At 66.6% G+C, this 13,226-nt stretch carries 13 protein-coding genes and 4 tRNA genes; 13 read left to right on the top strand and 4 right to left on the bottom strand.

Features of this window, described 5'->3' with window-relative positions; all coding sequences use genetic code 11:
* Positions 1–12 precede the first annotated feature (12 nt).
* The 8 genes from GV832_RS16035 to GV832_RS16000 all read left to right on the top strand — a co-directional run bounded on the left by GV832_RS16035 (position 13) and on the right by GV832_RS16000 (position 4,072).
* Complete coding sequence (locus GV832_RS16035) at positions 13–405, top strand: HU family DNA-binding protein (protein WP_168775889.1); 393 nt, start codon at positions 13–15, stop codon at positions 403–405.
* Positions 406–418: 13 nt separating this feature from the next.
* A tRNA-Val gene (locus tag GV832_RS16030) sits at positions 419–493 on the top strand.
* Between the two features lie 143 nt (positions 494–636).
* Positions 637–712 (top strand) — tRNA-Val (locus GV832_RS16025).
* Between the two features lie 54 nt (positions 713–766).
* A complete protein-coding gene (locus GV832_RS16020) occupies positions 767–1,993 on the top strand; it encodes a calcium-binding protein (RefSeq protein WP_168775888.1) in 1,227 nt (408 codons plus the stop codon).
* A gap of 72 nt (positions 1,994–2,065) precedes the next feature.
* Positions 2,066–3,004 (top strand): pirin family protein, encoded by a 939-nt coding sequence (locus GV832_RS16015; RefSeq protein WP_168775887.1) that lies wholly within the window; start codon positions 2,066–2,068, stop codon positions 3,002–3,004.
* Between the two features lie 68 nt (positions 3,005–3,072).
* Positions 3,073–3,783: a calcium-binding protein gene (locus tag GV832_RS16010; protein WP_168775886.1), complete on the top strand. Its 711-nt coding sequence runs from the start codon at positions 3,073–3,075 to the stop codon at positions 3,781–3,783.
* Positions 3,784–3,892: 109 nt separating this feature from the next.
* A tRNA-Asp gene (locus GV832_RS16005) sits at positions 3,893–3,969 on the top strand.
* A 26-nt stretch (positions 3,970–3,995) separates the two neighbouring features.
* Positions 3,996–4,072 (top strand) — tRNA-Asp (locus tag GV832_RS16000).
* 80 nt (positions 4,073–4,152) lie between these two features.
* Here the strand turns inward: GV832_RS16000 and GV832_RS15995 are convergent.
* Positions 4,153–4,587 carry a GNAT family N-acetyltransferase gene (locus GV832_RS15995; RefSeq protein ID WP_168775885.1) on the bottom strand — a complete coding sequence of 145 codons (435 nt, stop codon included), beginning with the start codon at positions 4,585–4,587 and terminating at the stop codon, positions 4,153–4,155.
* The gene (locus GV832_RS15990; RefSeq protein ID WP_168775884.1) at positions 4,584–5,957 is read right to left on the bottom strand and encodes a M20/M25/M40 family metallo-hydrolase; all 1,374 of its coding nucleotides are present in this window, start codon (positions 5,955–5,957) and stop codon (positions 4,584–4,586) included. Before GV832_RS15990 ends, GV832_RS15995 begins: the two co-directional genes overlap by 4 nt.
* A 105-nt stretch (positions 5,958–6,062) precedes the next feature.
* On the opposite strand from GV832_RS15990, the gene GV832_RS15985 reads away from it, so the two are divergent.
* The 4 genes from GV832_RS15985 (at position 6,063) to ispG (ending at position 10,217) form a co-directional block, all read left to right on the top strand.
* Entirely contained in the window at positions 6,063–6,455 is a 393-nt protein-coding gene (locus tag GV832_RS15985) for a hypothetical protein (RefSeq protein ID WP_168775883.1), read from the top strand.
* A 107-nt stretch (positions 6,456–6,562) separates the two neighbouring features.
* The gene (gene hemA / locus GV832_RS15980) at positions 6,563–7,786 is read left to right on the top strand and encodes a 5-aminolevulinate synthase (RefSeq protein WP_168775882.1); all 1,224 of its coding nucleotides are present in this window, start codon (positions 6,563–6,565) and stop codon (positions 7,784–7,786) included.
* 124 nt (positions 7,787–7,910) lie between these two features.
* On the top strand, positions 7,911–9,047 hold the full coding sequence (locus GV832_RS15975) for a helix-turn-helix domain-containing protein (protein ID WP_168775881.1): 1,137 nt from the start codon (positions 7,911–7,913) through the stop codon (positions 9,045–9,047).
* A 54-nt stretch (positions 9,048–9,101) separates the two neighbouring features.
* Positions 9,102–10,217, top strand: coding sequence for a flavodoxin-dependent (E)-4-hydroxy-3-methylbut-2-enyl-diphosphate synthase (gene ispG / locus GV832_RS15970; protein WP_168775880.1), 1,116 nt, complete (start codon positions 9,102–9,104; stop codon positions 10,215–10,217).
* A gap of 45 nt (positions 10,218–10,262) precedes the next feature.
* Here ispG and GV832_RS15965 read toward each other — a convergent pair whose 3' ends face one another.
* Positions 10,263–11,018 carry a DsbA family protein gene (locus GV832_RS15965; protein ID WP_227754473.1) on the bottom strand — a complete coding sequence of 252 codons (756 nt, stop codon included), beginning with the start codon at positions 11,016–11,018 and terminating at the stop codon, positions 10,263–10,265.
* 31 nt (positions 11,019–11,049) lie between these two features.
* On the opposite strand from GV832_RS15965, the gene GV832_RS15960 reads away from it, so the two are divergent.
* A complete protein-coding gene (locus tag GV832_RS15960) occupies positions 11,050–12,186 on the top strand; it encodes a pyridoxal phosphate-dependent aminotransferase (protein ID WP_168775879.1) in 1,137 nt (378 codons plus the stop codon).
* Here the strand turns inward: GV832_RS15960 and GV832_RS15955 are convergent.
* The gene (locus tag GV832_RS15955; protein WP_168775878.1) at positions 12,158–13,018 is read right to left on the bottom strand and encodes a DMT family transporter; all 861 of its coding nucleotides are present in this window, start codon (positions 13,016–13,018) and stop codon (positions 12,158–12,160) included. The two genes, GV832_RS15960 and GV832_RS15955, sit on opposite strands and share 29 nt — an antisense overlap.
* Positions 13,019–13,226 lie beyond the last annotated feature (208 nt).

The raw sequence follows: 13,226 nt of genomic DNA, 5'->3' as shown, positions 1-13,226 counted from the left end.
AAATCCTCAACAATGGACATCAAGATGGCCGCCAAACCCGCTTCTTCCCGTTCCAAAGCCACGCCCGCTCCCGCAGCGGTGCCCGAGGCTGCGCCCCAGGCCGAGAAGGGGGCAACGCTGAAGATCAAGGGGCTGATCGAGCGCATCGCGGAAAAGTCCTCGGTCAAGCGCAAGGATTTGCGCGACGTCGTCGACGTGACCTTGGCGGAACTGGGGGCAGCGCTGGCCAAGGGCGAGTCGGTCAACCTGCCGGGCCTTGGCAACCTGCGCGTGGCGCGCAAGGCCGATAATGGCATGATCATCCTGAAGCTGCGCCAGCCCGACCCCAATGCGGTGAAAGAAAAGCCCTCCAAGGGCGAGGATGCGGGCAAAGAGGCTCTTGCGGAGGCCGGGGAAGCTGGCTAAAAGCCGCGCCATCGGGTCGCTAGCTCAGCGGTAGAGCACTACCTTCACACGGTAGGGGTCATAGGTTCGATCCCTATGCGACCCACCATCATACGAAAGGCGCGTCCCACGGGGCGCGTCTTTTGCTTTGGGGCCAGGAGGTCCCGGGTCAAGCCCGGGACGGCGCATCGCCGGGGGCAGGCGGCTTTTTCGATTTGCAGGCGGCGCCCCGGGGCGGTAAACCCGCATCGGGGGTGGTTAGCTCAGTTGGTAGAGCGTCTCGCTTACACCGAGAATGTCGGCGGTTCGAACCCGTCACCACCCACCAATGCTGGACCTTTGCGCCGCTTCCCGCCATGCTGGACCGCAGGGAGGACCTGACATGGCACGGATTTTCGGCAGCAATACCCCCGATACCCTTTATGGCGGCCTGCTCGGCGACCGGATGCGCGGCTGGGATGCCGCCAATCCCCCGGGCGATACGGGGCCCGACACCGACCATGACGAGCTCTGGGGCGGGCTGGGCGATGACACGCTGTGGGGCGGGGCGGGGGATGACTATCTCTCGGGCGCCGAAGGCAACGACCGCATCTTCGGCGGCTCGGGCAACGACCGCTTGCAAAGCGAGGCCGGGCGCGATGCGCTTTACGGCGGCGACGGCGACGACCTCTTGATCCGCTATGACGTCGCGGGGCCGGGCACGCTGGAGGGCGGCGCGGGCACCGACTGGCTGATGGTCAACTATGCGCTGACCTCGGTGGCGATCACCTTCGACCTGGGGGCGGGGCTTGCTTTCCTGCCCGACGGCTCGCGGATCTCCGGCTTCGAGCGCATGGTGTTTCGCGGCTCGACGGCGGGCGACAGCCTGACCGGGGGCGCGCTGGTCGACTTCCTCGGCGGGATGGAGGGCGATGACACGCTTTCGGGCGGCGATGGCTTCGACGAGATCTATGGCGGCACGGGCAATGACGTGATCCTGGGCGGGGCGGGCGCAGGCTACCTGGTGGGCGAAGAGGGCGACGACCGGCTCGAGGGGGGCGCCGAGGCGGATACCGTCTTTGGCGGCACCGGGCGTGACACGCTTCTCGGCGGCGATGGCGATGACGACCTCGTGGGGCAAGAGGAGGCCGACCTCCTGGAAGGCGGCATGGGTCACGACCGGCTTTGGGGCGGCGAGGGCGATGACTCCTTGCGCGGCGACGGCGGGCGGGACCTGATGTCGGGGGGCGACGGCGCCGACACCCTGCGCGGCGGTGGCCATCGCGACGTGCTGGCAGGCGGGGCGGGGGCGGACTTGCTGATCGGCGGTTTCGGCTTCGATGTCTTCGACTTCATGGAGACCCCCGATGGCAGCGTGGACCATGTCGCCGACTTTGCCTTCGGCGAGACGGTGCGGCTGTCGGGCGCGGCCTTCGGCCTGGCGCCGGGCGGCAGTTTCGGCTTCGAGACGGGCAGCGTGGCGACGCTGGCCGATACGCGGGTGCTGTTCGATCCGGCCACCGCGCTTCTGGCCTTCGATGCCGATGGCGCGGGCGGGGCTGCGGCCATCGTCTTCGCCAGCTTCGCCGCAGGGACCAACCTGACGGCGGCCAATCTCTTCATCCTTTGACAGGAGTTGTGCGCTCATCGCCAAGGGCGGAGGGGCCCGCGTCGTGCTATATGGGGGGAAAGGAGAGCTGACATGAGCTGGAACCCCCTTCTGGACCACACGATCCCCCTGGGCGATGCCGTCGACGCCATCGAGACCGTGATCGTGCCCCGCGCCCGCGACCTGGGCGGCTTCGAGGTGCGCCGCGCGCTGCCCTCGGCGCAAAGGCAGATGGTCGGGCCCTTCATCTTCTTCGACCAGATGGGCCCGGCCGAGTTCCTGACCGGGCAGGGCATCGACGTGCGGCCCCATCCGCATATCGGGCTCGCCACCGTGACCTACCTTTACAAGGGGCGCATCCATCACCGCGACTCCCTGGGCACCGATTGCTGGATCGCGCCCGGCGATGTGAACCTGATGACGGCGGGCATCGGCATCACCCATTCCGAACGTCAGGACCAGGAGTTGCGCGCCGCGCCGCATGGGCTCTTCGGCCTGCAAACCTGGCTCGCGCTGCCCCTGGACCGCGAGGATGATCCGGCGGCCTTCTCGCATACCGTGGCGGGCGCCTTGCCGCTCTTGCAGGGCGAGGGGAAAGAGGTGCGGCTGATCCTGGGCAGCGCCTGGGGCGAGACTTCGCCCGTGGTGACGGCCTCGGAGACGCTTTACGCCGATATCACGCTGGAGGCCGGGGCGGCGATTCCCTTGCCGGACGACAGCGAGGACCGCGGGCTTTACGTGTTGCAGGGCGAGGTCACCGTGGCGGGCCAGGTCTTCGAGCCCGGCCGCATGCTGGTCTTCCGCCCCGGCGACCGGATTTCGGCGCGTGCGGGGGCGACGGGCGCCCGTCTGATGCTGTTGGGCGGCGCCACGATGGAGGGGCCGCGTCACATCTGGTGGAACTTCGTGGCCTCGTCGAAAGACCGGATCGAGGCGGCCAAGGAGGCCTGGCGCGCGGGTGACTGGATGCATGGCCGCTTCAGCCTGCCGCCGGGGGATGACCATGAGCATATCCCCGCGCCCGAACGCTGAGGCTTGACAGTCGGTCGGCGGCTTGACCACGGTGGGTCAGGCCCGGAAACGCTTTGCGGGCACTGCCGATGATCCCGAAAGGAATGGCTTTGGCCCTTTTCACCCATTTCAATGTCAACTCCGACACCGACAGCGCCACGATGGCGCTGGATCTGACCAGCCTGACCCCCAGCCAATTCGTCTTCCGCGATGCCTTCGGGGCCGCAATCACGTTCTTTGGCACGGGGCTGACCTATGGCCCGACCGGCCCGACCGGCGGCCTTGTCAGGGGCTTCGAGGAAAAGACCATCGCAGGCGACACCGCCTTTTCGGGCAGCGGTTTCAAGCTGAACGCCGCAGCCCTTGCCGAGGCCATGGCCCTGGTTGCGGTGGACGACGGCAGGGCGATCTTTGCGATGCTGACCCGGGGCAATGACACCGTGCGCGGCAGCGCCAACGAGGATTACCTGGTCGGCGGCCAGGGCGCGGACCGGCTGTTCGGCGCGGGCGGGTCGGATTACCTCGAATCGGGGGCGGGCAATGACACGATGACGGGCGGAGCGGGCTCGGACTGGTTCTTCTTCAAGACGCGCGGCGATGGGGTGAACGTGATCACCGATTTCATCGACACGAACCGGATCAACGACGATTTCCTGCATATCAGCCGCGCGGCCTATCGTGACATGACGACGGCAGAGGATGCCAATGGCGTGCTCCTGGTCTTTTCGGCCAGCTCTTCGGTCTATGTCGCGGGCTGGACCCTGGCGGAGATCGGCCGAGACGACTTTATCCTGATCTGAGCCCCGGGCGTCTGGACGCGGTTGGAAATTTCTCGGGGGCGTGGCGATGCGGGGTTGACGCCCCCCGCTGCCTTTCGTAAGACGCGCCCTACGTTCTGACGGACCGCTTGCGGTGGTAGCTCAGTTGGTTAGAGTACCGGCCTGTCACGCCGGGGGTCGCGGGTTCGAGCCCCGTCCACCGCGCCAGTCGGTCCGAATGAACGTGATGAAGTGCGGTGGTAGCTCAGTTGGTTAGAGTACCGGCCTGTCACGCCGGGGGTCGCGGGTTCGAGCCCCGTCCACCGCGCCACTTCAAAAGGCCCCTGTCGCAAGACGGGGGCCTTTGACGTTTTGGGGGACGTCGGGCGGGGTTCACCCCGCCGCCCCGCCTTACAGCGCCGTGCGATAGCGGATATGCCCGTCGTATTCGGACAGCTGGTCATAAAGCGCGCGGGCCTGGGTGTTGGTCGCCTCGGTGTGCCAATAGATGCGGTGCCAGCCCTTGGCGCGGCCGATGGCCTTCAGGTCCTCGATCAGCGCCCGGCCGAGGCCCTTGCCCCTCGCCTCGGGGGCGACGAAGAGGTCCTCCAGGTAGCAATCCTCGCCCATGACCCAGGTCGAGGGGTGGTGCAGGTGGATGGCAAATCCCAGCACCCGGTCCCCCTCGCAAGCCAGCCGCACCGCCACGGGGCTCTCCGGGTCCATCAGCCGGGTCCAGGTGAAGGCCACCTGGGACTCGGGCAGGGGGTGGTCGTAAAAGGCCAGGTAGCCCGCCCAAAGCCCGCGCCAGGCGGCCTCGTCGGCCGGGGTTGCGTCGCGGATCATGCCAGCTTCTCCAGCACCCGCGCCCAGGAGCGGATGCCCTTGTGGAAGCTTTCCAGGTCGTATTTCTCGTTGGGCGAGTGGATCTGGTCGTCGTCCTTGGCAAAGCCCATCAGGATGGCATCAAGCCCGAGGTAGGTCTTGAAATAGCCCGCCACCGGGATCGAGCCGCCCGCACCGACAAAAACCGCCGGCTGCGCCCATTCCTCGGTCAGGGCCTGGCGGGCGGCGGCAAAGGCCGGGTGGTCGATTTCCATGACCGAGGCCGGGCCCGCGCCGTGCTCCTTCCATTCGACAGAGCAATCCTCGGGCAGCTGCGCCGTCACCCAGGCGCGGAAGGCGTCGCGCAGCTTCAGCGGGTCTTGGGTCCCCACCAGCCGGAACGAGACCTTGGCATGGGCCTCGCCCGGCAGCACCGTCTTGAACCCGTCGCCGGTATAGCCGCCCCAGATGCCGTTGACCTCGGCGGTCGGCCGCGCCCAGAGCTTCTCCAGGGGCGTGCGGTCGACCTCTCCCGCCGGGACCGAAAGCCCCACATCGCCGAGGAAGCGCGCATGGTCGAAGGCCAGGCCCTGCCATTGCGCCCGCAGGTCGTCGGAAAGCTCGGTGACGCCGTCGTAGAAGCCCGGAACCTGGATGCGGCCCGTCTCGTCGCGCAGGCCCGCGAGGATGCGGGAGAGCACATGGATCGGGTTCTGCGCCAGCCCGCCATACATGCCCGAATGCAGGTCGCGACTGGCGGCGCGGATGGTGAATTCCTCGCCCAGGAGCCCCCGCAGCATGGTGGTGATCGCAGGCGTCCGCCCCTCGTAAAGCCCCGTGTCGCAGATCAGGGCGACATCGGCCTTCAGCTCGGCGGCGTTCGCTTTCAGGAAGGGGATCAGGGAAGGAGACCCCGATTCCTCCTCGCCCTCGAAGAAGATCGTGAGCTTGCCCGGCAAGGACCCATGGACCGCCTTCCAGGCCCGGCAGGCCTCGACGAAGGTCATCAGCTGGCCCTTGTCATCCGAGGTGCCGCGACCGCGCAGGACTTTCCCCTTGGGGGTGTCTTCGACCACCGGGTCAAAGGGGTCGCGGGTCCACAGCGACAGCGGATCGACCGGCTGCACGTCGTAATGGCCATAGAACAGAAGATGCGTGCCCGACCCGGTGCCACCATGGGCCACGACCATCGGATGGCCCGGCGTCGCCCGGGCCGAGGCGTCAAACCCCAGCCCCGCGAGGTCCGCCACCAGCCAATCGGCGGCCTTGGCGCAGGCCTCCTTGTAGGCCGGGTCTGTCGAGATGGAGGGGATGCGCAACAGCTCTTGCAGCCTTTCGACCGCCTGCGGCAAATCGGCGTCGATACGGGCCAGAACGGCGTCCAGGGTCATAATTCTCTCCTTCTCGTGATAGCCAAGACAGGTTAGGTCGGACCAAGGGCCCTGTCCATGGCCGGGCCGCCACGTTAGAACGATTCGAACCTGTCGGAGGATCTGATGCGCCTGTCTGTTCTTGCCCTTTCCCTTCTGGCTCTTGCCGTTCCCGCCGCTGCCCAGGAGGTCGAGACGACCAAGATCGGCAAGTCGGTGGTCAAGTTCCACGTCTTGCCCTCGCTGGACGAGACCGAGCTCAAGACCCTGCGCCTGGTGGCCACGAACAAGCAGGCGCTGGCGATCTTCCTGCCCGACGGCGGCAAGACCTTTTCGGCCATGGCGATCTCGCCCTCCGAAGGCTTCATGCGCGACGGGGCTCCGGTGAAATCGGCGACCGCGGTCGGCGGCTTTCCCGATGCGGCGACGGCGGCGGCCGGGGTGGTCGAACTTTGCGACAAGGCGCGCAAGAAGGGCTCGAAGCCCTGCGTCGTGGTGCTGGAGATTGCCCCCAGGTAACGCCGGGGGCTGGGGCGAAATGACCAATGGGCGGCGGGCCGGATTTGATGCAGGTCAAGGCCGCCCCAAGGCAGATGTCGCATGAAGAGGCGCGACAGGAGAACCAAATGAACTATGATGCCGCGCTGGACCTTGCCCTGAACCGTCTGCATGACGAGGGGCGCTACCGCACCTTCATCGACATCGAGCGCCAGCAGGGCCGCTTCCCGCAGGCCACCTGGCACCGCCCCGATGGCACGCAGAAGGAGATCACCGTCTGGTGTGGCAATGACTACCTGGGCATGGGGCAGAACCCGGTGGTCCTGGCTGCCATGCACGAGGCCCTGGAGGTTTCGGGCGCGGGTTCGGGTGGCACGCGGAATATCTCCGGCACCACGGTCTATCACAAAAGGCTGGAGGCGGAACTCGCCGACCTGCACCAGAAAGAGGCGGCCCTGGTCTTTACCAGCGCCTATGTCGCCAATGATGCGACGCTTTCGACGCTGCGGGCGATCTTCCCGGGGCTGATCATCTATTCCGACGCGCTGAACCACAATTCGATGATCGAGGGGATCCGCCGCGGCGGTGGCGAGAAGCGGATCTTCCGCCACAACGACGTGGCCCATCTGCGCGAATTGCTTGCCGCCGACGATCCGGCCGCGCCCAAGCTCGTGGCCTTTGAATCGATCTATTCGATGGACGGCGACTTTGGCCCCATCAAGGAGATCGTCGATGCGGCTGAGGACTTCGGCGCCCTGACCTATATCGACGAGGTCCATGCGGTGGGCATGTATGGCCCGCGTGGGGCAGGGGTGGCCGAGCGTGATGGCCAGATGGCCCGGATCGACATCATCAACGCGACCTTGGCCAAGGCCTACGGCGTCTTCGGCGGCTATATCGCGGCAAGCGCCAAGATGGTCGATGCCGTGCGCTCCTATGCGCCGGGCTTCATCTTCACGACCTCTCTGCCGCCCACGGTGGCGGCGGGGGCTGCGGCCTCGGTCCGCCATCTGAAGACCGCTCAAGCCCTGCGCGATGCCCAGCAGACCAATGCCCGCATCCTGAAGATGCGGCTCAAGGCCCTGGGCCTGCCGATCATCGACCACGGCAGCCACATCGTCCCCGTCCATGTCGGCAACCCGGTGCATTGCAAGATGCTGTCCGACATGCTCCTCGAAGACCACGGCATCTATGTCCAGCCGATCAACTACCCCACCGTCGCCAAGGGGACGGAGCGGCTGCGCTTCACCCCCTCGCCCGTGCATGACGCGGGCCAGATAGACCGCCTGGTCAAGGCGATGGATCGGCTTTGGGGCCACTGTGCGCTTAACCGTGCGCAAGCTTCCGCCTGATGTCACATCAGATCACGCTTCGGTGTGCGGAAAGGCTTGCCCTGTGTCAGGCTTTGCGGAATACGAATGTTGACGAGTCGTGAAAGGGCGACTCGTTGGGGTCAGGCAGGATAAGGACAAGCGCATGATCGGGCGGCTATTCCGCGCACCGACGCCGGAGGAGGAGGGGCCCAAGGGCTTCGACGACTACGAGCTGCGTTTGGGTGACCTGATGCGGGGCGAACGCGCCACGCTGGGCAAGTCCCTGCTGGACGTTCAACGCGAATTGAAGATCAAGGCGAGCTATATCGCCGCGATCGAAAACGCCGATGTCTCGGCCTTTGAAACCCCCGGTTTCGTGGCGGGCTATGTGCGGTCCTACGCGCGCTACCTGGGCATGGACCCGGATGAGGCCTTTGCGCGTTTCTGCCGCGAGGCGAATTTCGAAGTGGCCCATGGCATGTCGGCCGCGGCCTCCGGTCCCGCGACCAAGCCGGTCCGCGCCGTGTCAGAGCCGCGCGATCCCTTCGTCCAGGCGACCTTCGTGCCGCGTTCCGAAAGCCTCTTCGCCCGGGTCGAGCCCGGCGCCGTGGGCTCTTTCGCCGTGCTGATCGCACTGATCGGCGCCCTGGGCTACGGCGGCTGGTCGGTCCTGCAAGAGGTCCAGCGCGTGCAACTGGCCCCGGTGAACGAGGCACCCTCGGTCGTGGCCGATATCGACCCGCTGGGCAATGTGAAAGTGGCGCCCGAACAGGTGGCCTCGGCCGACCTGCCCGCCCGAGCCGAGGCTTTGGAGGTTCCGGTCATGGTGCCGCGCGATGGCCCCATCGCCGCAATCACGCCGGAAGTCGCCGTCGACGCCAATGCCGTCGAGCAGGCCGTGGCCGAAGCGACCACCGATGACCCCCAGGTCGTGGCCGATGCCGCTCCCCTGGTCGAGATTTTGGCCATCCGCTCTTCCTGGGTGCGGGTTTCGGGTGCTGATGGCACGGTGCTGTTCGAAAAGATCCTTGATGCGGGCGAGGCCTATACTGTCCCCGCGCTGGCCCAGGCCCCGGTCCTGCGGGCGGGCAATTCGGGCTCGGTCTATTTCAAGCTGAACGGCAAGATCTATGGCCCGGCCTCGCCCGGTGCCTCGGTGGTCAAGAACCTGTCGCTGGATGTCGCGGCGCTTGAGCAGGCCTTCCAGCCTGCTGACTTGAACGCTGATGCAGACCTGGCCGAATATGTCGCCCAGGCCACCCAGCTTGCCGTGCCGGTCGAGGCCGAGCCGCAGAACTGAGATTGCCTGTCTGGGCCCGGCGTCCTATCTAGGGACGGCAACCCGGAGGCTTTCATGTCGCACAATCCCATCCGTCCCTGGCGCAATATCGAACGGCGGGTGAGCCGTCAGATCAGGGTGGGCAAGGTGCTGGTGGGCGGCGACGCGCCGATCTCGGTGCAGACCATGACCAACACGATCACCTCGGACGTGAAAGCGACGCTGGAGCAGGTGCAGCGGGCTGCGGTGGCGGGGGCGGATATCGTGCGGATTTCCACGCCGGACGAGGAGAGCACGGCGGCGCTCCGCCATATCGTGGCGGAAAGCCCGGTGCCGATCGTGGCGGACATCCATTTCCACTACAAGCGCGCCATCGAGGCGGCGGAGGCGGGTGCGGCTTGTCTGCGGATCAACCCCGGCAATATCGGCGACGCCAAGCGCGTGGCCGAGGTGGTGCGGGCCGCCAAGGACCATGGCTGTTCCATCCGCATCGGGGTCAATGCGGGCTCCCTGGAAAAGCACTTGCTTGAGAAATATGGCGAGCCTTGCCCGGATGCCATGGTGGAATCCGGCATGGATCATATCAAGCTCTTGCAGGACCACGATTTCCACGAGTTCAAGATCAGCGTGAAGGCCTCGGATGTCTTCATGGCGGCGGCGGCCTATCAGCAACTTGCGGGCGTCACCGATGCGCCGATCCACCTTGGGATCACGGAAGCCGGGGGGCTGACCTCCGGCACCGTGAAATCGGCGATTGGCCTTGGGAACCTCCTCTGGGCCGGGATCGGCGATACGATCCGCGTCAGCCTTTCCGCCGATCCGGTCGAAGAGGTCAAGGTCGGCTTCGAGATCTTGAAGTCCCTCGGCCTGCGCCACCGCGGCGTCACGATCATCTCCTGCCCCTCTTGCGCGCGGCAGGGCTTCGACGTGATCAAGACCGTGTCTGCCTTGGAAGACCGCCTGGCGCATATCACCACGAGCCTTTCCCTCTCGATCATCGGTTGCGTGGTCAATGGCCCGGGAGAGGCCCTGATGACCGACATCGGCTTCACCGGAGGGGGCGCGGGCAAGGGCATGGTCTATCTTGCGGGCAAGCAGGACCATACGATGGGCAATGACAAGATGATCGACCACATCGTCGAACTGGTCGAGGCCAAGGCGGCCGAGATCGAAAAGGCTGCCAAGGGCTGAGCCGAAGGCGTCGTTCCGCCGCGTAGCCCGGGGTATACCCCGGGTTTACCCGCGAACGGCCGCCACGATCTCTTTCATGCCCTCTTCCGGCACATAGCCGCGCAGCATCTCGTCGCCGATCACGAAGGTCGGCGTGCCGGTGATGTTCAGCTGTTGCGCCAGGGCGTGGTTGTCGGCGATGACCTGCGCCACTTCCGGCGTGTCCATCTTGGCCAGGATCGGCCCGGGCTCCAGCGAGAGGCTCTCGGCCAGCCGCCCCAGGGTCTCGGCATCGGGCGAGCCCCGCAGCGCGATCAGCGCGTCATGGGCCTTCTCATAGGCCGCATCGCCATGCAGCATCCGCACCGCGATGGCAAACTGGCTCGAGGCCAGGCTGTCCGGTCCCAGGATCGGGAATTCCTTGACGACGAAGCGGATATTGCCGTCGCCCTCCACCAGGTTCGCCACTTCCTCATAGGCCTTGCGGCAATAGGTGCAGCGGTAGTCCATGAACTCCACCACCGTCACATCGCCCTGAGGGTTCCCGCCCACCCAATCGGCCTTGGAGGCCAGGATCGCGTCCTTATAGGTCGCCAGCGCCTGGGCATCGGCCTGGGCCGCAGCCTCGGCCTGGCGGCTTTGCAGCACATCCATCGCCTCGACCAGGACCTCGGGGTTCTCCAGGAGATAGGCCTTCACCTCGGCCCGGAAGGCCGCGCGCTCCTCCGCCGTCATCTCTTGGGCCAGGACCGGGGTGGCGGCCAGCATCAGGGCAAAGGCGTAGCGCAGCATGGGAACCTCTGGACAGACAGTCCGTGTCATGATCAATCGGGCCAAACCATGGGGCAGCGGCATGCAGAGATCAAGACGTGGTGAGGTCGATCCCTTCATCGTGATGGATGTCGTGGAGGCCGCGCGCCAGGCCGAAGAGGCCGGGCGCCACATCATCCATATGGAGGTGGGCCAGCCCGGCACAGGCGCACCCCGGGGCGCGACCGAGGCCGTGGCGGCCTCGCTGCGCGACCCATTGGGCTATACGGTCGCCCTGGGGCTCCCGGCGCTGCGCCAGGGCATCGCGGGGCTTTACCGCCGCTGGTATGGCGTCGAGCTGGACCCCGCGCGGGTCATCGTCACCTCGGGCTCTTCGGGCGCCTTCCTTCTCTCCTTCACCGCGCTTTTCGATGCCGGGGACCGGGTGGGGATGGGCCTGCCGGGCTATCCCTCCTACCGGCAAATCCTGAAGGCGCTGAGCCTGGAACCCATCGGCATCCAGACCCGCGCCGAGAACCGGTTCCAGCCCGTCCCGGCCGATCTGCCGGAGCTTCAGGGCCTGATCGTCGCCTCTCCGGGCAATCCTTCGGGCACCATGCTGGACCGCGACGCCCTGGCGGCCCTGATCGCGGCGCAACCTCAGGGCTTCGTCTCGGACGAGATCTACCACGGGCTGCACTACGGGCCCCGCGCCGTCTCAGCCTTGGAGATCAGCGACGAGGTCCATGTGATCAACTCGTTTTCCAAGTATTTCTCGATGACCGGCTGGCGGATCGGCTGGATGGTCGTCCCCGAGGACCATATCCGCCCGATCGAGCGCCTGGCGCAGAACCTGTTTATCTGCGCCCCCCATGTGGCCCAGGTGGCGGCCCTGGCGGCCCTGGACTGCATCGACGAGCTCGAGGCCAACCGCGCGACCTATGCGGCCAACCGCGCCCTGATGCTGGAAGGCCTGCCGAAAGCGGGCTTCACCCGGATCGCGCCCCCGGACGGCGCCTTTTACATCTACGCCGATGTCAGCGAGTTGACCCAGGACTCCCGAGCGCTCGCCGCCGAGATCCTGGCGGAGGCGGGGGTGGCCGTCACCCCCGGCCTTGATTTCGACCCGGTCCGCGGCCACCAGACCCTGCGCTTTTCCTATGCCCGCGCGACGGCGGATATCGAAGAAGGATTGCGGCGGCTCCAGGCCTTCATGGCGTCGCGGCTGCCCGCTCTTTGACGGTCGAGATATAGATCGCGCAGGCGATCAGGATCCCCACGCCCGCAAAGGTCCAGCCATCGGGAAAGTCGCCGAAGAAGAGCAGCCCGAAGATTGTCGAGGTCACCATCTCGGTATAGGCGAGGGGCGCCAGGAGCGAGGCCTCGGCATGGTCATAGGCCTTGACGATCATCCAATGGCCGAGGTTGGCGATGACGGCCAGCGCGAGGAACAGCCCCCATTGGCTCGCCGTCGGCGCGACCCAGACGAAGCCCACCAGGGCGCTGGCGATCAGCCCGCCGATGGCATTGGTCTGAAAGGTCGTGACGATGGCCGGCGCCTGGCCCGAGATCTTGCGGGTCATCAGAAGGTAAAGCGCCAGCGCCGTCCCCGAGCCAAGCGCCAAAAGGCTGCCGGGGTTGAAGGCGCCCATCCCCGGGCGGATGATGATCAGCGTGCCGACAAAGCCCACCCCCACGGCGATCCAGCGCCGCAGGCTGACCCTCTCGCCCAGGACGAAGGGCGAGAGCGCGGTCAGGACCAGGGGCTGGACGAAGAAGATCGCGAGCGCATCGGCGATGGGCAGGAACTTCAGCGCCGAGAAAAACAGGAAGGTCGCGGCCATCAGCAGGCAGGCGCGGGCGGTGTGCAGCCAGGGCCGTTCGGGCACCAGGCCTCCGCGCCGGGCGGCGGCGGGCAGGGTGACGAGCGCGCCAAGGGCGAGGCGCGCCCAGACGATCTGCAGAACGGGGATGCCGTTCTGGCCCAGGTATTTCGCGATGACATCGATCATCGGCAAGACGCCCATGGCGCCCAGCATGAAGAATATGCCGATCAAGGTCTTGGCGTGCATGGGCCCTCCGGTCCGGGCAGCTTGGCGCAAGCGCCGGGGCGCCGCAAGGCCGCGACCCGGTCCAGTTGCCAGGCGGCTCTAGCGCCAGTTGCCGCTTGACGCCGCGCCCCCATGGCGCCATCCTGAGCGAATGGCACAAAAACGCTGGCAACATCTTCGCCCTGGCCCTGTCTCAGCCCCGCTGCAATAGGCGGGGCGCGGCAATCCT

This window comes from Stagnihabitans tardus, from assembly GCF_009925085.1.
Taxonomy (GTDB): domain Bacteria; phylum Pseudomonadota; class Alphaproteobacteria; order Rhodobacterales; family Rhodobacteraceae; genus Stagnihabitans; species Stagnihabitans tardus.
Note: the sequence above shows the minus strand (reverse complement) of the source record. Positions and strands in the feature narration are given on the sequence as shown.

Bases quoted from the DNA above. Each gene is read 5' to 3' on its own strand.
- GV832_RS15965 (WP_227754473.1), bottom strand. From the start codon at position 11,018: ATGACACGGACTGTCTGTCCAGAGGTTCCCATGCTGCGCTACGCCTTT.
- GV832_RS15960 (WP_168775879.1), top strand. From the start codon at position 11,050: ATGCAGAGATCAAGACGTGGTGAGGTCGATCCCTTCATCGTGATGGAT.
- GV832_RS16015 (WP_168775887.1), top strand. From the start codon at position 2,066: ATGAGCTGGAACCCCCTTCTGGACCACACGATCCCCCTGGGCGATGCC.
- GV832_RS15955 (WP_168775878.1), bottom strand. From the start codon at position 13,018: ATGCACGCCAAGACCTTGATCGGCATATTCTTCATGCTGGGCGCCATG.
- GV832_RS15995 (WP_168775885.1), bottom strand. From the start codon at position 4,587: ATGATCCGCGACGCAACCCCGGCCGACGAGGCCGCCTGGCGCGGGCTT.
- GV832_RS16035 (WP_168775889.1), top strand. From the start codon at position 13: ATGGACATCAAGATGGCCGCCAAACCCGCTTCTTCCCGTTCCAAAGCC.
- GV832_RS16010 (WP_168775886.1), top strand. From the start codon at position 3,073: ATGATCCCGAAAGGAATGGCTTTGGCCCTTTTCACCCATTTCAATGTC.
- GV832_RS15990 (WP_168775884.1), bottom strand. From the start codon at position 5,957: ATGACCCTGGACGCCGTTCTGGCCCGTATCGACGCCGATTTGCCGCAG.
- hemA (WP_168775882.1), top strand. From the start codon at position 6,563: ATGAACTATGATGCCGCGCTGGACCTTGCCCTGAACCGTCTGCATGAC.
- ispG (WP_168775880.1), top strand. From the start codon at position 9,102: ATGTCGCACAATCCCATCCGTCCCTGGCGCAATATCGAACGGCGGGTG.
- GV832_RS15985 (WP_168775883.1), top strand. From the start codon at position 6,063: ATGCGCCTGTCTGTTCTTGCCCTTTCCCTTCTGGCTCTTGCCGTTCCC.
- GV832_RS16020 (WP_168775888.1), top strand. From the start codon at position 767: ATGGCACGGATTTTCGGCAGCAATACCCCCGATACCCTTTATGGCGGC.
- GV832_RS15975 (WP_168775881.1), top strand. From the start codon at position 7,911: ATGATCGGGCGGCTATTCCGCGCACCGACGCCGGAGGAGGAGGGGCCC.